The following is a 21,269-nucleotide window of genomic DNA, read 5'->3' as shown; positions in this document are numbered from 1 at the left end:
GACTGCGGATCTCGGCGAGGACCGAACGTCACCCCGGAGTCACGCGATCTCGGGCGTTAATTGTCCCGCCGGATCCGGCTAGATAATTTGCATAGTTATTTATCCCGTGAGAGGCTTGCTAGAAGACGACAGAGAGCCTATTACAAATGAGCGGAGACACAACTAGCGGCCGAATTGGAGAGCGCGTCACTCGAACAGAAGACGCCGAGTTCGTCACTGGGCAGGCAGAGTATACGGACGACATTCCCGTCGCGAATGCGGCCCACGCATCCGTCTTACGAAGCCAGCACGCACACGCGAAGGTTCACGATATCGATACCAGCGCCGCCGAGGAGTTAGACGGCGTCATTGCCGTCTACACGGCGGAGGATATGGAAGCGGCCGAGACGTCGGCTCCGCGAAAGATTCCGTCGATGTCGACGGATTACATCCAGGTCGAGCCGAAGCTATTCCGACCGGTCATCGCGTCCGACCGCGTCCGCTATCAGGGCGAACCGCTCGCGATTGCGCTGGCGGAGGATCGGTACACGGCGAACGACGCCGTCAGCCAAATCGAAGTCGATTACGAACGACTCGACTCGGTCACCGATCCCGAAGCCGCGATCGAAGACGATGCACCGGCGCTTTTCGAGGATTATCCCGACAACGTCGCCTACGACTGGGAGTTCGGCGACAGCGAGGAGATCGACGAGGTATTCGAGGACGCCGAGTACGTCGCGAGCGCGTCCGTCGACGAACAGCGACTCATTCCGGATCCACTCGAGCCGCGGGCGGCGATCGCCGACTACGACTCGGCGTCGAACGAGATCAGCATCCAGATGAGCACGCAGACGCCCCACTCGGATCGCCACGCGATCGCGGGTATTCTCCGCCATCCCGAGAACAAGATCCACGTCCAGGTTCCACGCGTCGGCGGCGGATTCGGGGCAAAAATCCACAACTACGACGTCGAGTCGCTCGTTCCGTGGTGTGCTCGTGAACTCGAGCGTCCGGTCAGGTGGCAGGCCACCCGAAGCGAGATCCACCAGACGTCCTCACACGGTCGCGGGCTGAACCTCGAAGGCGAGGCGGCGTTCGACGAGGATGGCAACCTCCTCGGCGTTCGTCTCGACGGTCTCACCGATCTCGGCGGGTACGTCTCCTCGCACGTCCACATGCTGACGACGGTGCTCTGCATCGAGGTGATCAACGGCCAGTACGAACTGCCAAACCTCTACGCCCGGATTCGAGGCGCGCTGACCAACGCGACCTGTCTCGACTCCTACCGAGGCGTCCACGAGGTCGCCGCGATCACGTTCATCGAACGACTGATGCGCCAGTCCGCAACGGAGATCGGGATCGATCCGGCCGAGTTGCGCCGACGGAACCAGATCCCGGCGGACGCGTTCCCCTACGAGACGGTCACCGGAACCGTCTACGACAGCGGCAACTACCAGCAGGCCCTCGACGAAGCGCTGGATGCGATCGACTACGACGAGTTGCGCGAGCGTCAGGCGGAGCTCCGCGAGGACGGACGCTACCTCGGCGTCGGACTCTCCGCGTACACCCACGTCAGTGGCGTCGGCCCAGCGGACGTCTGTAAGGAGTACGGAATCTTCAAGACCCACTGGGAGAGCGGACGCATCACCGTCCATCAATCCGGGACCGTCACCGCGTACTGCGGAACGATGGACTTCGGGATGGGCCACCAGACCTCCTACGCCCAGATCGTCGCCGACAAGCTCGGTATCCCGATCGAAGACGTCGAAATCATCGAGGGCGACACCAGACACCTCAACGACGGCGTCGGGACGCACGCGAGCCGCTCGCTCGTCGTCGGGGGCTCGGCGCTCGCCGAGAGTGCTGACGACGTGATCGAGAAGGGACGCTCGATCGTCGCCCACCAGCTCGAAGCACCCGAAGCGGACATCGAGTTCGAGGACGGTGAGTTCTGGGTCAAAGGTGCCCCCGAACGCTCGATGACGATCCAGGAGGTCGGATCGCAGGCACACCGCGCGTGGGACGTTCCGGGCGAACCCGGACTCGAGGCGACGACGTACTACCTGCCAGAACAGATGGCGATCACCTCCGGCGTTCACGCCGCAATCGTAGAAGTCGACCCCGAAACCGGCGAGGTCGAGTTCGAGCGGTACGTATCCGTCGACGACGCCGGAAACCGCGTCAACCCACAGATCGTCGAGGGGCAACTCCACGGCGGCATCGCCCAGGGAATCAGCCAGGCGCTGTACGAGGACGTCGTCTACGACGACAACGGGAACATGGTCACAAGCACGCTACAGGACTACGCGATGCCCAAATCGTTCCACGTTCCGGAAGTCGAGACGATCGAGGTTTCGACCCCGGCACCCGACAACCCGCTGGGCGCGAAGGGTGTCGGAGAAACCGGACCGATCGCCGCCAACGCCGCCGTCCTCAACGCCGTCGTCGACGCACTCGAGCCACTCGGCTTCGATGGAAACGAGATCGACACGCCGCTGACGCCCGAAAAGATCTGGAAGGAAGTCAACGATCAGATCTAACGAACGACGATACCGATTCCGCTCGTTTTCCGCGTTCGAGGACCGTTCGACCGTCGCATCGTACCGTGAGCCAGCGCCTCGAGACTGTCGGTCCAACCGCGAGCTGTTTTCGAGACCAATGGGCGATCGACACCCACTGCGAGGACAGCGGTGAGTCGCTACAACAACCGCCGAGGCGGGTTCCACTCGCCGACGATCCCGTCACTCGAGAACGGAGTAGGGGACGACCGAGACGGGCGCCCCTTTCTCGAGCGGTGATTCCGTGAGGACGACGCCATCTGCGTTGCTCGCACGGGTGCTCGAAGAGAGAACGCTCGGATCGAACTGTCGGTCGTAGACCGAAAGCGGCGAGTCCGCGTAGCCGAGGCCGGTGGCCTCGTAGCCGTCGTCGCTCTCCTCGAGCAGGACGGGAATCACGTACTCGAATCCGTCGGGACCCAACTCGACGTCGTGAGTCATCGTCGCGTCGACTGTCGGATGCGGAGTCTCGCCCGTGAAAAACGGACGCATGACGAACGTCGAAATCGTGTGTGCGCCGATTGGCTTACCCGGGATCGCGAACGCGACGGCGTCGCGATCGGGAAGAGTCGCCATCGCGATTGGTTTGCCAGGGCGGATGCGGACGCGGTGAAACGAGACCGTTCCGAGCGAGTCGAGCGCGCGGATAACGTGGTCTTTGTGTCCGACGCTCGTCCCGCCGGTCGTCACCACGACGTCGTACTCGCGGGCGAGGCGGTCGATGGCGGCCTCGACGCGATCGTAGTCGTCGGGGACGCTTCCCTCGTACGTCGCCGTGTGCCCCCACGAGCGCACCAGCCCCGCGAGCATGTCCGAATCGAGGTCGGCTATCCGCCCTTCGTGAATCTCCGTGCCGGTCGCGAGCAGTCCCGTCGAGAACCGCTCGTAGACGGGGACCGTCTCACGGCCCAGGTCACCGAGCAGTATCGCGTCTTTGGGCGACAGCCGTTCACCCCGTTCGAACAACGTTTCCCCGGCCGAGAGATTGCTCCCCCGCTCGTAGGTGTACGTTCCTGGCTCGAGGGGCTCACCCCGAAGCAGACCGTCCTCGATCGATGACTCCTCGCGTTTGAGCACGGCGTTAGCCTCCGGTGGAAGCGGTGCACCGGTCGCGATCGCCACCGCCTCGCCGACCTCGATAGACGGCGGTTCGTCCTCCGGAAACACCTCCTCGTCGGTCAGACGAAGGGGGTAATCCTCAGTCGCGTCGAAGGCGTAGCCATCCATCGTCGCGCGGTCGTGTTCGGGGACGTCGTGCTCGGCGACGATCGGTTCCGCGAGCGTTCGGCCACCGATGTCGTCGAGCGAAACCGACTCCGTCTCGAGTGACGAGAGGGCGTCAGATCGCCGATTCAGAACTCGGTTCGTCGCCTCCCCCCGCCAACACATCTCCTCATGTCCGTGATCCATGACTGTGTGTTCGTCGAACAGTCAGTTGAATCATGCGGTGTTCCAGACGTGGATTGTTTCGACAGTTCGTCCTCCGAAACGTTCCGTTCGAGATTTCGAGGTCAGCGGTGTCGCCAGAGAGCGTCCGCGGGACTGCGAGCACTCGTGATCTGTTCGGCGACAGTTCCCAACGTATCGCTTCAATTTTACGTGATGTGAGAAAACATGTGTTCGTAATAACGCAGACCGGGTTCAATAGTTGGACACCTCGTCAACTCGCGTCAACCCCCTCAAGTCGGAGCGAACACGGGAGACACAGCGGGCACGAGCGGTCGAGGCATTCGTGGTGTCGTCGTCTTCGAGTCCGGCGCTTTATACCGCAATCCGACCAGCTCGGTACTCGCCGATAGGCCCGACGGGTGAACGACCGCAAGGCGACGATCATCGCGTGTGCATCCAGTTGCGGACCCGACGGCACGAAACTCCCCCTCGACACCGCTTCGCGCGATACGGTCACGGCCGCGATCAGCGGAGCGTGAGCCGCGTCGGGGTCAAGCCCCGAGGCACTCGCCTTGCTTATCTGTAGATTTTCCCGAGGTCGCGAGAACGATCGATCCGGGAATCGCACCAACCGATGTCCATACAGGACAGGACCATCAGGGACGAACGCCATCACGCGAAAGAGTCACGCGAGTCCGAAGGCGACCTGCAACACGAGGGAGTTCAGTCGAAACCGGGTCGAAACGGCCTCGAACACCGCGGTGTACGTCGACGCCGGGACTCGTTCTTCGGATCACCGTTCGTTCCGTCCGACTTCCAGTAACGTCTCGAGAAAGCGCCACTCATATAACGCACCTTATATTTCAAATATCCGTGTGGTTCGGGGTAATGTCTGTCAGCTGTTGACGCCGATTAGTCGGACAGATAAGTGGTCAAACGGTACTCGCACAGGTCACTCCTCGAGGACGAAATTCCACTCAACTTGCCCCAGAGTCGGCGGAGAGACGACCAGAACGCACACCATTGGCCAATAGGTACCTATTGCAACTGGGGCAGACCGTATTCGTGCCGAAACTGGCGAGCAGTGGTCGAAACCAGTTGGTTCATCGAGGTATCGTCAGCGCGGGCCCACTCGAGAGCGAAACGGTCCGCAGAGAACACGACCAACCCGTTTCACTCGAACGGAACGAGTAAACGAGATCGGTGCTCCAATTCAGTGGCTACGATAGGCCCGGTAAGGGCGAACTCAGACGGCCCGGCTATCATCGGATTGCGACGGTCCCACGGCGCCTGACCGGGACGGCCGAACCGCCGACTCACACCGGTGCCGGATCAGTCGCTCGAGGCGCTCTCCTCGAGTCCCGCCTCGTCTCCCGAACGCGCGTCCTCGACGATCGGATCGCTGTCCCAGTAGGCGTGGTTGGGCCCGTATTCTCGAAAACACGCCGTCGTGTGCTCCCCATCGATAGCCGCGGGATCGTCGACCGACGGTTTCCGGGAACGGCAGGTTTCTCTCGCCTCCGGACAACGGGTGTGAAACCGACACCCGGAGGGAGGATCGACCGGATCGGGAATGTCTATCCCGCGAACGGGTGGGCTCGTGCGCTGTTCTTCCGAATCGAGCTCCTCGGTCGACCACTTCAACACTTTCGTGTAGGGGTGGCGTGGCTCGCGGATCACCTCCCCGACGGGACCCATCTCGATGATCTCGCCGAGATACATGACGCCGATCCGCCCGCCCACACTCCCCGCGAAATAGCGGGCGTTCGAGAGGTTGTGTGAGATGAACAGATACGACGTATCGAACCACTCCTGAAGCTCGAGCATCAGGTCCATCATCTCGACGCGCAACGAGACGTCGAGCGCCGAGACCGCCTCGTCGGCGAGGACGACGTCGGGGTTCATCAGAAGCGTTCGAACGAGGGCGACCCGTTGTTGCTCGCCGCCGGAGAGCTGATGTGGATAGCGATCCGCGTAATCCTCGGGCGGTCTCATTCCGACGTACTCGAGCATACCGAGGATCCGGGCCGTCCGGTCGTCGGCGTCCATCCCGGGTTTCCACAGCTTCAGCGGCGCCTCGAGGCTCTTGTGGACGGGCCGGTTTGGGTTCAACGAACTGCCCGGGTCCTGGTGAATCATCTGGAGCGATCGGCGGATCTCCTCGTACTCGATATCGGCGCTCTCACCGTCTCGAACGTCCCAGATATCGGCACCTCGATACGTAATCGAACCGCCGGTCGGTCGCTGTGCACCGATCGCGGCCTTTCCGAGCGTCGTCTTGCCACAGCCGCTTTCGCCGACGAGTGCGACGACGTCGTTCTTGTAGATCTCGAGGTCGACGCCGTCGACCGCACGCACCGTCTCCGGGTCCGTGAACAGGTTCCGCCAGCCACGCTTCTCCTGTTCGAAGTGCACCTCGACGTCCGAGAGGGAGAGTACCGGTAACTCGGATTGTTCCCCGTCGCGAACGGCCCGGTCGGCGGCGTCGTACTCCCGATCGAACTCGAGGGGGATCGCCCCGAGGGCATCCTGCCAGTGAACGCAGGCGGCGACGGCGTCCTCGCCGGTCTCGAAAAGAGACGGATCCGTCGTTCGACACCGGTCGTCGGCCAACGGACAGCGCGGGTGGTAGGAACAGCCCTGTGGGACGTCGACCGGATCCGGCGCCGACCCCTCGATCGGCGTCATCTCCGAAAGCGGGGTGTTCAGGTTCGGGACCGCCTTCAGCAACGACCGCGTGTAGGGGTGGACGGGGCGCTCGACGATCCGATCAGCGTCGGCGATTTCGACGAACTGGAAGGCGTACAACACCGCGAGTCGGTCGGAAAGGCCGGTCACCAGCGGCAGATCGTGGGTGATAAACACGACCGTCAGGTCGTACTTCTCCGAGAGGGTCTCGAGCAGGTCGAGGATCGACCGCTGCATCAGCAGGTCGAGGGCGGCCGTCGGCTCGTCCATCACGAGGACGTTCGGCTCGAGGACGAGTGAGAGCGCGATGAGCGTCCGCTGTTTCATGCCGCCGGAGAGTTCGTGGGGATACGAGTCGAGCACCCGTTCGGGCTCCATGTGGAGGTCGGCGATGAGTTCACGAGCGTGAGACATCGTCTTCTCGACGTGGCGGGCGTGGGCTTCGATCGTCTCCAGGAAGTGTTCGCGGACGGTGATGACGGGGTTGAACGAACTCTGGGCCCCCTGAAACACCATCGATATCTCCTCCCACCGGAAACGGCGAAGTGACTCGGTATCCAGCTCGAGTACGTCGATCGGATCGCCGTCGTTCGGGTAGTACGTGATCTCGCCGTCGACCGTCCCCGGCTCGACGACGGCATCCAGAAGAGCCGACGCGAACATCGACTTCCCGCTTCCGCTCTCGCCGACGACGCCGAGAACTTCCTGGCGGGCGACGTCGATCGACGCGTTGTCGAGCACTCGAGACTCACCGCGGTCCATCTCGAACGTGACCGACACGTCCCGCGCGGAGATGATCGGATCGTCGACCTCGATCGAGGTGTCGTGCGTGCGGTCTCGCTCGGCACTCATGGTTCCCCCTCGTGGGCTGTCGTGGCATCGTCGAACGTCCCAGGAGAGCGCCCCCCGGAAGAGCGACGATTCCCGTCCGAGCGCGGTCGCTGTCCGGTACCGACGCGTCCGTTCATGGTATTCGTTATCTCGTACCATTTCGCTCGTCTTAATGGTTGCGATGGTGAAAGGTCGACAGCGTCGGGCCAGGGGGATGGACCCGCCACAGTGATGCAAACGATAAAGTCACGGCTGGTCGTACGACCGGGTACGAATCCATGGCACGCGAAGACGGGCGGCAACCGCGATCGTTCCGAACCGAACTCGAGGCCGTGGTCCGTGACAACCTGCCGGTGATCCACCTGTTGATGATCGTCTGTACGGTCTTGCTCGCGCTATCGGTTTTTTCGCTGGCGTTCATCGATCGTGAATCGGCGTCGTTCGTCGTCCTCCAGTTCAACTTCGTGATGCTGACGGCGTTTCTGGTCGTTCTTGGCGGACTCTCCTACCGATACTCGCGGTAAGCGCCGGAAGAGGGGCAGACAGCGAAGCGACGAATCAGTGCGGTCTCGAGGGGAATTACTCCCGCTTTCGAGCCCTGACTCGAGGGTTGAACAGGCGATCCATCCCCTGTGAGAGCATGATCAGGCCGTAGGAGATGACGACGATCACGACCGTGGGGACGACGACCCAGTGGATCGTCGAGGTGCTGGTGAGCGCGCCGTTTCCGACGGCCATGTCGAGGATCACGCCCCAGTTCAACGCCGTGAAGGGAAGCAATCCGAGGAAGTAGAGACCGACGGCGCTGAAGATGACCGACCGACCGGCCATCATGAAGTTGATCAGCACGTACGGCATGACGTTCGGGACGATGTCCGCTTTGATGATCCGCCAGGTCGGTGTACCCATCAGCCGCGACGCCTCGACGTAGTTGTCGTCACGAAGCGAGAGAACCTCTGCCCGGATCGTCCGGGCGAGACCTGCCCAGGTGTTGATGGTGAGCAACACGCCGATCACCACCGGATTCGTCGGGCCGACCGTCGCGACGATGACGATGATCAACGGAAGCCCGGGGATCGTCAGCATGATGTCCGTAATGAGCGTGAGGACGTCGTCGACGAACCCGCCTTTGTAGCCGGCGACCGTCCCAACAATCGTCGCGACCGCCGTCGCGAACACCGCACCCGAGGCGATCATCAATAACATCGGTGGCGTCGCATGGACGATCATCGCGAAGAGGTCGTGTCCCATCGCGTCAGTCCCGAGCGGGTACTCGAGCGACTGAAACGGCCCCAGTAACCGCGGCCCGTCGGTCGTCGGCTCCGGCACCAGCCAGACGCCGACGGTCCCCATGAGGACGTACGCGATCATGATCGCCAATCCGATGATCGTCTTCCGGTCCTCGAGGAGGATTCGTGCCGGGACGTACACCCGCCGCTCGAGCGACCGGGCGATGTCGGAGCCCTCCGAGCGCGACATCTCGGAGACGCGCTCGAAAGGGTGGTCCGCGGGCGGTTGGTCAGTACGTTTCATCGGATTCACCTCCGGCGGTGATCCGGGGATCGAGCTTTCCGTAGGTTAGATCCGCGACGAGCAGGCCGAAGACGACGGCGAGCGTGAGTACGAGGAACGTTCCCATCATCAGCGGGTAATCGTTGGCCTGGACGGCGTCGACCATGTAGTAGCCGATGCCCTGGTAGGTGAACACCTCCTCTAAGATCACGGAGCCGCCGATGACGAATCCGATGGCGATCAGGAACCCGGTATACAGCGGGAGGATCGCGTTCCGCCCGATGTAGGTGAACGCGATCCGCCTGTCGGAGAGCCCTCGGAGCCGGGCGACTCGAATGTAGTCTTTCCCGAGGACGCTGATGCTGTTGCCTCGCATGGAGAGCGCCCAGCCGCCGGCTTCCGTGAGTACCATCGAGAGCACGGGTAGCGTCGCGTGGAGTACGACGCCCCTGACGAACGGATAGTTCAACCCCGGATCGGTCCGCGGGTTCATGTGACCGCCCGTCGGAAAGATACTCCACTGATAGGCGAACGCGAACAGGAGCAGGAATCCGAGCAGGTAAAACGGCGTCGAGTTGAGGACCGTCCCGAGCGTCGACGCGACGAAGTCGAATCGGGTTCCCTCGTAGTACGCCATCGCCGCCCCGAGGGTGATCCCGATGGCGAAGGTGAGGATCAGCGAGATACCCATGATGAATATCGTCCACGGGAGCGCCTGTGCGATGATCTCGATCACCGGCTCGTTCCGGATGATCGACTCGCCGAGGTCGCCCTGTAACACGGCGGCGACGTAATCGAGGTACTGTCGCCACACCGGCTCGTCCGGCTGGACGTTGGTGTAGCGCTCCATCATCCGGTTCAACCGTTCGGGATCGATGCTTCCACCCTCCTGGGAGATGATCTGTGCCTGGATGTGCTGGGCCGGCCCACCCGGCATGAGATGACCCAGTCCGAAACTGAGCGTGATTACGCCCCACACGGTGAGTGCCGCCTTCAGCAGTCGTTTGGTCAGCCAGTTCACCATGGGATCACGCGGGAGTGTCTCTCGAGGACATGTCTTACTCTCTGACGCCGACGAGCCCGTAGGCGGTTAGTTTTTCGTGGTTTCGCTCGACGCCCCAGATCGGTTCGGTGCGGTCCGGAAGCTCCCAGTCGTCGGTCCAGTAGGTTACGCCCATGTTCTCGCTGACCAGCGGAACGACGGGGACGGCCTGGTTGAACACCCACGAGAGTTCGACGAGCGTCTCGGTCAGTTCCTCGCCCGTCAGTTCGGGAACGCGCTGGGTCATCTCCTGGACGTGTACCGACTCGAGGCCGCCGTCGGGGTCGCCGACGGGCATCGGGACCTCGAGTTCCTCGGGAGTGTTCCAGTGGCTCCAGTCGCTGAAGACCTCCTGGAACGCCGGGTACGGGTGTCCGTCTCCCCACGTCGCGAACGCGGCTTCCATTCCGGGGGCGTCGCCCCAGATCATGTCGACGTACGCCGACTCCTGGACGACCTCGAACTCGACTTCGATCCCGAACGATTCGAGTGCGGACGTCGTCAGCTGTCCGAGTTCCGAGTAGCCGTCCCACTCAGTCGTATCGATCGGAACGACGACCGGCTCGCCGTCGTCGTCGACCCACTCGTCGTCCTCGCGTTCGTAGCCCGCCTCACGCATGAGTTCCGCGGCACGGTCCGTATCCCGCTCGTAGAGATCGAACTCCTCAAGGCGGTCCCCGAGGATGTCTTCGGCCTGTTCGGTCGTGATGAGATTCGTCGCCGCGTACTCCGGGACGCCGTACAGAAGCGGATTCGACCCGTCCGAGACCTCCGCCGCATCCAGAACGTACGCGATCGCGCGCCGAACGTTTCGATCCGTGTACGGACCGTCGCCCTCGAAGTTGAATCCGAGCCCGACCCCGAACTCCCCTTGCTTGATCGCCATATTGAGATCGTCGTCCATCTCGTCTATCATTTCGGGGGTGAGAATGGGCCCGAGATCCGTCTCGCCCGACAGTACCTCCTGGGTATCCGCCCCCGCTCCGCCGAGCCCGACCGTTTTCGTCTCGAGTTCGTCGAAATCGATCGGGTCCCAGAACCCCTCGTTGGGCTCGAGGATGATCGTCTCTCGCGTGACCCGATCGACGCTGTACGGACCCGCAAGCGCGAGATCGCCGGGCGTCCAGGAGAACTCCATCAACTCGAGGAGGATGTCGTCTTCTTCCTCTTCCGTCGTCGCTTCCTCGAGCGCCTCGAGCGTCTCGGCGAAGACTGTCCGTTCGCCGTCGATCTCCGGCGGCGCGTTCACCGTCATTCCGGGGAGAAAGAACGTGTGTGCGAACAGCTCCTCGTCGTACTCCTGGTCGAACTCGAGGATCACGGTCTTCTCGTCGTCGGCATACACTTGCTCGATGAAATCCCAGTTATCGGAGCCGTCGTAGCCGTCGAGCCGGAGACGCGTCACGAGGTCGTCGGCGGTCACTTCGTCGCCGGAGTCCCACTGCCAGTCCTCGCGGAGCGTGATAGACATCTCGTCACCGGCGTGATCCCACTCGGCCGCGCTCCCCGGGCGGAACTCACCGTAGGTGACGTGCTCGTCCTCCTGACTTCCCTCGTAGAAGGTCGCCTCCGTCGAGTACAACGCGAGCGCCGGAAAGAACCGCCAGATCGCACCGCCGGTCGAGTCTCCGGCGTAGGGGTTGAGTTCCGCTTCGTCCATCCAGTGATGATCGCCGTCGACGAGGACTCGCCCGTCGCCGCCGCCGGAGTCACCAGTACAGCCGGCGGCGAGGGCGGCCGTACCGGCGGCCGTCGTCTGCATTAGTCTGCGTCGAGAGATCGAACGGTACCGAGAGCTACTCCTACCAGCCTTTTCGGCCATGGGTACCGTTCGCATTATCAACCAATAAAAATTGTGGAAGATCAATGATAACAGATCGTCGACGCCAGGAGTCCGTCGCTCGCGACCACAACCAAACGGATGCGTATTCGACGACAGTGGTGATATGATACGACTCGAGCGCGTCGCTTACAGTTTCATAGAGGGAAACGATTTCTGCCCGACGACACTCCCACCTGCCGAGAAATGTTACACAGTGTTGAACAGATTCGGATTACATACGTATGGGTGTAAACCACTGTATCGTATCGGCCGGAGATTACCGTCCGAACCCCCGAGTACGGTCGAATGCGGTTGAAAGAGTGTTCAACAATGTGGAAAATTCGTTGGGTGCCGGGAAACTCCGATAACGAAGCCTACAGGTCTGTGAACGCCGTCTTCCTCCCACGAGATGGTCACAGCGAATTCGATCACGCGATGTGAGTCGCCGACATCGATCGGTACAGTCACGACGGATAAGTTTCATATGTCGAAACGCTACCGGACGATCGCCGCACTGAAACGGTTCTCGACGACAACTCACTCGAGGACCGCCGAACAACGGGAGATGGACGAACGGACCGTACTCCGTCACTACAAATCGTCTCGAGCGATCTCACGGAGGAGAGCGGTAGACCTATTACCAATGAGCGATCTGGATACGCCATGTCGATCGGAGTGTGTTACTTCCCGGAACACTGGCCGCGGGAGCGATGGGAAACCGACGTCGAACAGATGGCCGATGCAGGCCTCGAGTACGTTCGGATGGGCGAGTTTTCCTGGTCGCGGCTGGAACCTGCACGCGGCGAGTTCGATTTCGAGTGGCTCGAGACGGTCCTCGAGTACGTCGGCGACCGTGGAATGCAGGCGGTGTTGTGTACGCCGACGGCGACGCCGCCGCGGTGGCTCGTCGACGACCATCCGGACATCCTCCAGGAGAATCGGGACGGAACGACGCGTCACTTCGGCGGACGTCGTCACTACTGTTTTAACTCGCAGGCGTACGCCCTCGAGACGGACAGGATCGTCACGCGACTGGCGGAGCGGTTCGCCGATCATCCCGTCGTCGCCGGCTGGCAAACCGACAACGAGTACGGCTGTCACGACACGATCCGGTGTTACTGTGAGGACTGTTCGGACGCCTTCAGCGAGTGGCTCCGCGAGCGCTATGACGACGTCGAGGCGCTCAACGAGGCGTGGGGGACCCACTTCTGGAGCCAGCGGTACAACGACTTCGAACAGATCCAGCCACCCCGGTCGGCACCGGGGAATCACAACCCCTCGTTGCGCCTCGACTACTACCGGTTCGCAAGCGACAGCGTCGTCGCCTACAACGAACGGCAGGTGGAGATCCTTCGGGAAGCCAACGACGACTGGTTCGTGACCCACAACTTCATGAGCCACTTCGGACACCTCGACGCCTACGACGTCTGTGAGAGCCTCGATTTCGCCGCGTGGGATTCGTACCCGACCGGCCACACCCAACATCACGCGCGAGACGAACTATCGACCGACGACCTGCTCGCCGGCAATCCCGACGTCGTCGGCTTCGATCACGACCTGTATCGATCGGCCGCCGACGGGCCGTTCTGGGTGATGGAACAACAGCCCGGCGACATCAACTGGCCGCCGTACTCGCCGCTTCCGGCCGACGGGGCGATGCGGCTGTGGGCCCACCACGCCGTCGCCCACGGCGCCGACTCGGTCGTCTACTTCCGCTGGCGACGGTGCCGACAGGGACACGAACAGTACCACTCCGGGTTGCGTTCGGCCGACGGCAGTCCCGACGACGGATACGCCGACGCGGCCGACGCCGCCGCCGACCTCGAGGGACTCCCCGAACCGACGTCCGTCGACGCGCCGGTGGCGCTTCTCCACGAGTACGACAACCTGTGGGCACTGAACGTCCAGTCACACGCCCCCGAGTTCGACTACTGGGAGCACCTCGAGACGTACTACCGGGCGCTCCGGGCACGCGGCGTCGCCGTGGATATCGTTCCACCGACGCGCGATCTCGATGCCTACGCGGCCGTCGTCGCACCGACGCTCCACCTCGTCGACGACGAGATCGCGGCTCACCTGCACGAATACGTCGAAACCGGCGGTCAGCTCCTTTTGACCATGCGATCGGGCGTCAAGGACCGCTCGAGCAAACTGCTGAACGAGGCCCCGCCGGGCCCGCTTGCGGAGCTGGTCGGTGCGACCGTCGAACACCACGAGGCGCCCCACCCGACGATGGATCGAACGCTCGAGTACGACGGCAAAGGTTTCGACTCGCGGATCTGGAACGAACGACTGAGCCCGGAGACGGCGACCGTGACCGGCACTTACCGGGGCGGAACGACGGCCGGTATACCCGCCCTGACGACCAACGCGGTCGGTGACGGCCAGGTTCGTTACTGCGGCGTCTGGCCCGAGGAGTCGCTGGCGGACGCCCTGGTGACCGACGTGCTGGCAGACGCCGGCGTCCCCGTGACGCCGGAGCCGTTGCCGACGAACGTTCGCATCGTCGAACGCGACGGCTACTCCTGGGTGTTGAACTTCACCAGCAGAGACCGAAGACTCTCGGTTCCGAACGAGGCGGCCGTGCTTCTCGGAACCGACCCGATCCCAGCGTACGACCTCGCGGTCGTCGAGGCGCCGATGACGGAGATCGACGTCTCGTAGTGAATCGACCGGTGGACGTGCTCGAGGGCGACCCGGTTCGATCACCGGCCGATCACTCGCGAATCCGGTGGCAGTTCGCCGTCGAACAGAACTCGAGACGCCGATTTCGCACGTTCAAAGCTGAACACGCATAGATTATTTCTAACTATTTCTATATACAATTAATAGATATACTTTTCAATGTATTGGTGGATGGTGGAGGTGGTGTAATGACCAATGGGTAGCCAGATGCGGAGAACCTTACTCGCGAGTATCGGAGCGGGAACGACCCTGGGCCTAATAGGCGGGGTCGGACACGGATCGTCGACGGTGACCGACGGCGGGGAAATCAGTGACGAGCCAGCCGCGTTCGACGACGAGGTCGAGGCCATCCTCGACCGGCTCACCGTCGAGGAGAAAGTCTCGTTGCTCCACCAGTATCAGCCGCCGATCGATCGGGCGGGACTCGACTCGTTTCGAACCGGAACGGAGGCGCTTCACGGCGTCTCCTGGCTCGGCGAGGCGACCGTGTTCCCACAGGCGATCGGCCTGGCGAGCACGTGGGATCCAGAACTCGTCGAGCGCGTCGGCGACGCCGTCGGCGACGAGGTTCGAGGCAAGCACAACGCGACCGACGGCGGCGTCGGACTCAACGTCTGGTCCCCGACGGTCGACCAGCTTCGCGATCCCCGCTGGGGTCGCAACGAGGAGGGCTACTCCGAGGATCCGCTGTTGAACGGCGAGATCGCGACCGCGTACACCGACGGATTGGCCGGTGACCACCCGGAGTACCTCAAGACGGCGCCGATTCTCAAACACTACATCGGCTACAACAACGAGACCGAGCGGACGACGACGAACGCGGAGATGCCGCCGCGGCTTCTTCGCGACTACTACCTCCCGTTTTTCCGACCGCCGATCGAGTCCGGGACCGCCGTCGGCGTGATGGCCTCCTACAACCTCGTCAACGGACGGCCGATGACCGCCTCGCCGCTTCTGGACGATCCGGTCCGGGAGTGGGCTCCAGACGAAAACGCGATCATGAACGTCAGCGACGCCTGGGCCCCGGTGAACCTGACCGGCGAACAGGAGTACTACGACTCCGACGAACGCGCCCGCGCGGCGGCCGTGCTTGCGGGTCTCGACAGCTTCACCGAGTTCGGCGCCGACAGCTCGACCACCGTCGACGCACTGTTGGGTGCACTCGAGGAGGGCTATCTGTCCGAGGACGACGTCGATCGGGCGGCCGGACACGTCCTGACCGTACGATCGTTGCTCGGGGACTTCCTCGAGCCGTCGGACGATCCCTACGCCGACCTCACCGAGGAGGTCATCGGCCACCCGGATCATCGTGAGCTCGCACGCGAGGCGGCTCGCGACGGAACCGTCCTCCTGAAAAACGACGGGACGCTCCCGCTGTCGACGTCGGACGACGTCGCCGTGATCGGACCGGTCTCAGACAGGGTGTTCGAGGACTGGTACAGCGGCGCGCTCCCGTACGGGGTCAGCCTGCGCGAGGGGATTCGCGACCGGCTCGGATCCGACCAGGTCGACCCCGCCGTCGGCGCCGACCGGATCGCGCTCAAAGAGCGATCCTCGGGCGAGTACGTCTCGGCGGGCGTCGGCAAGGGTGGCGGCCCGCTGGGACTGCAGTCGACGGATGCGCCGAGCGTCCAGCTGTTCGAGGCCGTTCAGTGGACCGACGACGTCTGGACGCTCCGGGCGACGGCGAACGAACGGTACGTAACGGTCGACGACGGGGAACTCGTCAACGGCGCCGACGATCCGGCCGGTTGGGAGGTCGTCGAGGAGGCCTTCGAGTTCGTCGACATCGGCGATTCCGTCGTTTTGCGACATCCGAGCACCGACAGCTACGTCGCGGTCGAGGACGGCGCGCTTCACGCAAGCGCCGACGACGAGTCCGAGGCCGCCCGGTTCGATCTCGAGGTCCGAACCGACGGCATCGAGGAGGCGGTCAAGGCCGCACGCGACGCCGATGTCGCCGTCGTGATGGTCGGAACGCATCCACTGATCGGCGGGCGGGAAACGCAAGACCGGGATACCCTCGCGCTTCCACCGGCCCAGCGGGAACTCGTCGAGCGCGTCGGCGACGCCCAGTCCGACACCGCCGTCGTCCTCAAGAGCAGTTACCCGGTCCACCTCGATGGGTCCGAGAGCCGCGTTCCGTCGATCCTCTGGACCAGCCACGCCGGCCAGGAGACCGGCCACGCCCTGGCGGACGTGTTGCTCGGCGACGTCTCACCCGGCGGCCGGCTGACCCAGACCTGGCCGCGTTCGACGGACGCCCTCCCCGACATCACGGAGTACAACATCGCGGAGACCGGCACGACCTACCGCTACGGACAGGACGACGTCCGCTACGCGTTCGGGCACGGCCTCTCCTACAGCAGTTTCGAGTACCGCCAGCTGGAACTCGAGCCCAACGGACAGCTCACGTCCGGCGAAACGGCTACCATCAGCGTCCAAATCACGAATACGGGTTCGATGGCCGCCGACGAAGTCGTCCAGGTTTACACCGAACAACACGACTCACGGACCCGCCAGCCCGAACGGGTGCTGCGCGGTTTCGAGCGGGTCCACCTCGAGCCGGGCGAGAGCGCGACCGTCGAGATTCCGATCGAGTACGACGCGTTCTCGTTCTGGGACGTGACCAGACAGAAACGTGTCGTCGAGTCCGCGACCCACGCGGTGTCCGTCGGTTCCGCGTCCGACGACGATCGCCTCCAGGGATCGATCCAGGTCGACGGCGAGAAGATTCCGCCTCGCGATCTCTCCGCGGAGACGCGAGCCGTCGACGCCGACGACTGGTCGTGGGCCGAGATCGAACTGCTCGATCGCTCTCGATCCGAGGGAACCGTCGTCGGGATGGCCGACGGCTCGTGGCTCTCCTTCGCCGACGTCGACCTGCACGAGGGGCCGACCGAGGCGACCGTCTCGGTCGCTCGGGCGGAGGAAGAATCGATCACGCTGGAACTGCGCCGTGACTCGCCGTCCGGCCCGCTTCTGGGTCAGACGGACGTCGGCCCGACCGGCGGGATCTACGAGTACGACGGTCACACGATGAGCCTGGACGGGGCGAACGGAAACAACCGCGATCTGTACGTCGTCGCCCGCGGCGGCGACGTTCGTCTCCACACGATCCGGGTCGAACCGGCCGAAACTGACGGGGCATCCGACACGGCGTCGTCGGACGCGTGAGAGCGGGCAGATCTGAGAGCCACGCCGTCGTCCGGTCGCCGGAGAGTCGTCGAGTGTGACGGCCCCACCGTCGCCACCTCGAGCGGCGTCGGCGTCCAAGCCTGAGCGGCGACCGACGTCTCGGCCCGAACGCCGCGCTCCCGAGGGTAACAGTAAAGGGATCGGGACACTCACGTTTCGATATGCAGTTCGAGCAGCTTCGATCGGAAGCCGACGGTCCGTGCGTTCGGACCGACGAAGGGGTTCTCAAACTACAGGTTATCGACGACGCAGTCGTTCGCGCCGCCGTCGGCGACGAACCGATCACCGAGCCGTCGACGGACAGCCCGATGATCGTCGACCAGTCCCCGGAAGCCGACTGGTCCGTCGAGGAAACCGCGACCACGGTCACTCTCGAGACTGAGACACTCCGGGTCGACCTCGAGAAAGAGACCTGCGCGCTCACGTGGCTCGACGCCGACGGCGAACGTCTCTTCGGTGAACCCCCGGAAGGCGGTAAGGAGCTCCGACCGGTCGACGTCGCCGACCTCGCCGGAGAGAACGCCGCGACACCCCACGAGAGCCTCGATCGAGAGGCCTACGAGACGAAACTCTCACTCGAGTTTTCCGACGACGAGGCGATCTACGGCCTGGGTCAACACGACGACGGCATCGCGAACTACCGCGGCCACGACCAGCACCTCTACCAGCACAACACGAAGGTGGCGATGCCCGCGTTCGTCTCGACGCGCGGGTACGGCCTGCTGTTCGACAGTTACTCGTTGTCGACGTTCCACGACGACCGCCACGGGACGTACTTCTGGTCGGAGTGTGTCGACGAACTCGATTTCTACGTCGTCTACGGGCCGGAGTTCGACGACGTCGTCGCCGGCTTTCGCCAGCTCACCGGCGACGCGGCGATGCTCCCGAAGTGGTCTTACGGCTACGTCCAGTCCAAAGAACGGTACGAGACCCAGGAAGAACTGCTCGAGGTCGTCGACGAGTACCGCAAGCGGGAGATTCCACTCGACTGTATCGTCCAGGACTGGCAGTACTGGCCGAACTCGACCGACGAGGACCCCGACTTCGCCGAGTGGGGCGGCCCCGGTGGTGACTGGGGACGATGGGGACAGAAATCGTTCGAACCCGAGCAGTTCCCGGATCCCGACGCGTTGACCGAGGAACTCCACGAGCGAGGCGTCAAGCTGATGATCTCGATCTGGCCGAACATGATCACCGGAGAGAACTACGAGGAGATGGCCGACGCGGGCTACCTGCTCGACGACCACGACCTCTCGGCGCCGGATAACGAGGTCAACTACTACGACGTCTTCGATCCCGACGCCCGCGAGTTGTACTGGAAGCAAGCCGACGATGGGCTGTTCTCCCACGGCGTCGACGCCTGGTGGGCCGACTCGACTGAACCCTACAACCCCGACTGGGGACTCGAGAAGCCGCTCGAACCCGAAACGCGCCTCGAGTTAATCACGAGCGAGTACAAACACGTTCTCGATCCGGCCTACATCAACGCGTACTCACTCTACCAGGCGAAAGGGATCTACGAGGGACAGCGGAAATCGACCGAGGACAAGCGAGTGCTCAACCTCACGCGAAGCGGCTATCCGGGCCAACAGCGCTACGGCGCGATCACCTGGTCGGGCGACATCGAGGCGACCTGGGACCGACTCGAGAAACAGATCGCCGACGGCCTCCAGTTCACCGCGACCGGCAATCCGAAGTGGACACTCGACATCGGCGCCTTCTTCGTCGCGGACAACGCAGACGCGGAGTTCTACGCCAACGGCGATTTCGACGCGGGTTACGAGGATCTCGGCTATCGGGAACTCTATACCCGCTGGTTCCAGTTCGGCACATTCCTCCCGCTGTTTCGCTCACACGGGACGAACACGCCCCGCGAGATGTGGCGATTTGGCGAACCCGGTGACCGGATCTACGACACGATCGTGACATTCGACGAACTTCGCTACCGGCTGTTGCCGTACATCTACTCGCTGGCCGGCTGGGAAACCCACGACGAGTACACGATGTTCAGACACCTCGCGTTCGAGTTCCGCGAGGACGAACGGACACACGACGTCACCGACCAGTTCATGTGCGGCCCCTCCCTGCTGGTCTGTCCGGTCACCGAGCCGATGTACTACGGCCCCGACTCGACGACGCTCGAGGGACGAGCGAAAGCCCGGGAGGTCTACCTCCCCGACGGGACGGTGTGGTACGACTTCTGGACCGGCGAGCGCTACGACGGCGGGCAGACGATCCTCGCCGACGCGCCCATCGAGAAGATGCCGCTGTTTGTCCGCGCGGGGAGTATCATCCCGATGGGGCCGGTCGTCAACCACACCGGCGAACGACCCGACGCCCCCTGGGAACTGCGCGTCTACCCGGGCCGCGACGGATCTTTCGAGATCTACGAGGACGCCGGCGACAGCTACGAGTACGAGGACGGCGCCTACGCGATCACCCGCCTCGAGTGGGACGACGCGGCGAGCACGCTCACGATCGACGAGCGCGACGGATCGTTCCCCGAACTGGTCGATCGCCGGGAGATGCGGATTACCGTCGTCGACCAGTCTCGAGGAGGCGGCGTCGAGGAAGGTGAGCCACAGACGACCGTAACCTACGACGGGTCCAAAACGAGCGTCTCGGTCGATCGATAACACGCACGCGACAGACATTCGAGCCGGAGCCGGGACCCGCACGGACCCTCCATCACGACGGGGCCGCGGTGAACGTACGGCGAACCGTGAGTTCAGCGGTAATGGCCAGGATAGCCCTCTCAGGAGTACGTGATATTGAGTTCGATCACGTTCGTCGCCTGCTCGAGACGTGCCGGAAGCTCCGTCTCGAGGCGCTCATCCCGGATTCGCGTCGTCGGCCCGGAGATCGAAATCGCGCCGAGAACGCGACCCGTCTCGCTACAGATCGGGGCCGCCGCACAGCGCAGTCCCTCGAGCCGTTCTTCCCTATCGAAGGCGATGCCGCGATCGCGTATCCCCTCGAGTTCGGCGTAGAGTTCCTCGCGGTCGGTGATCGTTCCCTCGGTCACCTTCGGGAGCCCGTGTTGATCGACGATCGTCTCGACGCGTTCGTTCGGGAGGGTAGCGAGGATCGTCTTGCCGAGTGCCGTACAGTGAAGCGAGACGCGCGTCCCGACGTGGGCATCGACCTGGACCGCATCCTCGCCCGCGACGCGGTAGATGTACGTCCCCCGGCCGTGCTCCTCGACGAGAAGGTTCACCAGTTCACCCTCCTCCTCGGCGATCTTGTCCAGTTCCGGCCGCGCGATTTCGTACAACTCCCGTCGACTCCGTGCGTAGGCACCGAGTTCTAGGAACCGAATGCCGACGTGGAACGTCGTTCCCTCCGTGACGACGTACTCCTCCTCCTCGAGCGTGCTCAGGTAGTTGTGGACGTTGCTCTTTGGCAACTCGAGATACTCCGCGAGTTCGGTTACACCAGCACCGTCGAGTTCCCTGATGGCCTCGACGATTCGAAACGTCGTTTTCGTCGATTTGATTGGGTTGTTCGCTTTGGGTGACATGATTTTCAATTATTCTTCAACATACAAAAATCCTTGATTTAGTGG

At 63.2% G+C, this 21,269-nt stretch carries 11 protein-coding genes; 5 read left to right on the top strand and 6 right to left on the bottom strand.

The window, feature by feature from the left end; all coding sequences use genetic code 11:
- The first annotated feature begins 146 nt into the window (after window positions 1–146).
- Window positions 147–2,519: a xanthine dehydrogenase family protein molybdopterin-binding subunit gene (locus AB7C87_RS17780; protein WP_369730844.1), complete on the top strand. Its 2,373-nt coding sequence runs from the start codon at window positions 147–149 to the stop codon at window positions 2,517–2,519.
- Between the two features lie 201 nt (window positions 2,520–2,720).
- Here the strand turns inward: AB7C87_RS17780 and AB7C87_RS17775 are convergent, their stop codons facing one another.
- Together AB7C87_RS17775 and AB7C87_RS17770 are read right to left on the bottom strand one after the other, a co-directional pair.
- Window positions 2,721–3,947 (bottom strand): molybdopterin molybdotransferase MoeA, encoded by a 1,227-nt coding sequence (locus AB7C87_RS17775; protein WP_369730843.1) that lies wholly within the window; start codon window positions 3,945–3,947, stop codon window positions 2,721–2,723.
- Between the two features lie 1,311 nt (window positions 3,948–5,258).
- Complete coding sequence (locus AB7C87_RS17770; protein ID WP_369730842.1) at window positions 5,259–7,466, bottom strand: ABC transporter ATP-binding protein; 2,208 nt, start codon at window positions 7,464–7,466, stop codon at window positions 5,259–5,261.
- Window positions 7,467–7,723: 257 nt separating this feature from the next.
- On the opposite strand from AB7C87_RS17770, the gene AB7C87_RS17765 reads away from it, so the two are divergent.
- Complete coding sequence (locus AB7C87_RS17765) at window positions 7,724–7,969, top strand: hypothetical protein (protein WP_369730841.1); 246 nt, start codon at window positions 7,724–7,726, stop codon at window positions 7,967–7,969.
- A gap of 55 nt (window positions 7,970–8,024) precedes the next feature.
- Here the strand turns inward: AB7C87_RS17765 and AB7C87_RS17760 are convergent, their stop codons facing one another.
- Genes AB7C87_RS17760 through AB7C87_RS17750 form a run of 3 tightly spaced genes read right to left on the bottom strand, consistent with a single transcriptional unit; the run spans window position 8,025 to window position 11,761 of the window.
- The gene (locus tag AB7C87_RS17760; protein WP_369730840.1) at window positions 8,025–8,978 is read right to left on the bottom strand and encodes an ABC transporter permease; all 954 of its coding nucleotides are present in this window, start codon (window positions 8,976–8,978) and stop codon (window positions 8,025–8,027) included.
- Entirely contained in the window at window positions 8,965–9,981 is a 1,017-nt protein-coding gene (locus AB7C87_RS17755; RefSeq protein ID WP_369730839.1) for an ABC transporter permease, read from the bottom strand. The genes AB7C87_RS17760 and AB7C87_RS17755 overlap by 14 nt, the downstream gene beginning before the upstream one ends.
- Before the next feature lie 34 nt (window positions 9,982–10,015).
- Complete coding sequence (locus AB7C87_RS17750) at window positions 10,016–11,761, bottom strand: ABC transporter substrate-binding protein (RefSeq protein WP_369730838.1); 1,746 nt, start codon at window positions 11,759–11,761, stop codon at window positions 10,016–10,018.
- Window positions 11,762–12,484: 723 nt separating this feature from the next.
- Between AB7C87_RS17750 and AB7C87_RS17745 the strand changes: the two genes are divergently transcribed.
- From AB7C87_RS17745 to AB7C87_RS17735, 3 genes are all read left to right on the top strand, one after another.
- A complete protein-coding gene (locus tag AB7C87_RS17745; protein WP_369730837.1) occupies window positions 12,485–14,485 on the top strand; it encodes a beta-galactosidase in 2,001 nt (666 codons plus the stop codon).
- Between the two features lie 216 nt (window positions 14,486–14,701).
- Window positions 14,702–17,683 (top strand): glycoside hydrolase family 3 C-terminal domain-containing protein, encoded by a 2,982-nt coding sequence (locus AB7C87_RS17740; protein ID WP_369730836.1) that lies wholly within the window; start codon window positions 14,702–14,704, stop codon window positions 17,681–17,683.
- Between the two features lie 182 nt (window positions 17,684–17,865).
- Entirely contained in the window at window positions 17,866–20,340 is a 2,475-nt protein-coding gene (locus AB7C87_RS17735) for a glycoside hydrolase family 31 protein (RefSeq protein ID WP_369730835.1), read from the top strand.
- A 119-nt stretch (window positions 20,341–20,459) separates the two neighbouring features.
- Here the strand turns inward: AB7C87_RS17735 and AB7C87_RS17730 are convergent, their stop codons facing one another.
- Entirely contained in the window at window positions 20,460–21,224 is a 765-nt protein-coding gene (locus tag AB7C87_RS17730) for an IclR family transcriptional regulator (RefSeq protein WP_369730834.1), read from the bottom strand.
- Window positions 21,225–21,269: the final 45 nt, after the last annotated feature.

This window comes from Natrarchaeobius versutus (genome assembly GCF_041205745.1).
Taxonomy (GTDB): Archaea; Halobacteriota; Halobacteria; order Halobacteriales; family Natrialbaceae; genus Natrarchaeobius; species Natrarchaeobius versutus.
Note: the sequence above shows the minus strand (reverse complement) of the source record. Positions and strands in the feature narration are given on the sequence as shown.

Bases quoted from the DNA above. Each gene is read 5' to 3' on its own strand.
- AB7C87_RS17750 (WP_369730838.1), bottom strand. From the start codon at position 11,761: ATGCAGACGACGGCCGCCGGTACGGCCGCCCTCGCCGCCGGCTGTACT.
- AB7C87_RS17735 (WP_369730835.1), top strand. From the start codon at position 17,866: ATGCAGTTCGAGCAGCTTCGATCGGAAGCCGACGGTCCGTGCGTTCGG.
- AB7C87_RS17755 (WP_369730839.1), bottom strand. From the start codon at position 9,981: ATGGTGAACTGGCTGACCAAACGACTGCTGAAGGCGGCACTCACCGTG.
- AB7C87_RS17740 (WP_369730836.1), top strand. From the start codon at position 14,702: ATGGGTAGCCAGATGCGGAGAACCTTACTCGCGAGTATCGGAGCGGGA.
- AB7C87_RS17770 (WP_369730842.1), bottom strand. From the start codon at position 7,466: ATGAGTGCCGAGCGAGACCGCACGCACGACACCTCGATCGAGGTCGAC.
- AB7C87_RS17780 (WP_369730844.1), top strand. From the start codon at position 147: ATGAGCGGAGACACAACTAGCGGCCGAATTGGAGAGCGCGTCACTCGA.
- AB7C87_RS17775 (WP_369730843.1), bottom strand. From the start codon at position 3,947: ATGGATCACGGACATGAGGAGATGTGTTGGCGGGGGGAGGCGACGAAC.
- AB7C87_RS17730 (WP_369730834.1), bottom strand. From the start codon at position 21,224: ATGTCACCCAAAGCGAACAACCCAATCAAATCGACGAAAACGACGTTT.
- AB7C87_RS17760 (WP_369730840.1), bottom strand. From the start codon at position 8,978: ATGAAACGTACTGACCAACCGCCCGCGGACCACCCTTTCGAGCGCGTC.
- AB7C87_RS17765 (WP_369730841.1), top strand. From the start codon at position 7,724: ATGGCACGCGAAGACGGGCGGCAACCGCGATCGTTCCGAACCGAACTC.
- AB7C87_RS17745 (WP_369730837.1), top strand. From the start codon at position 12,485: ATGTCGATCGGAGTGTGTTACTTCCCGGAACACTGGCCGCGGGAGCGA.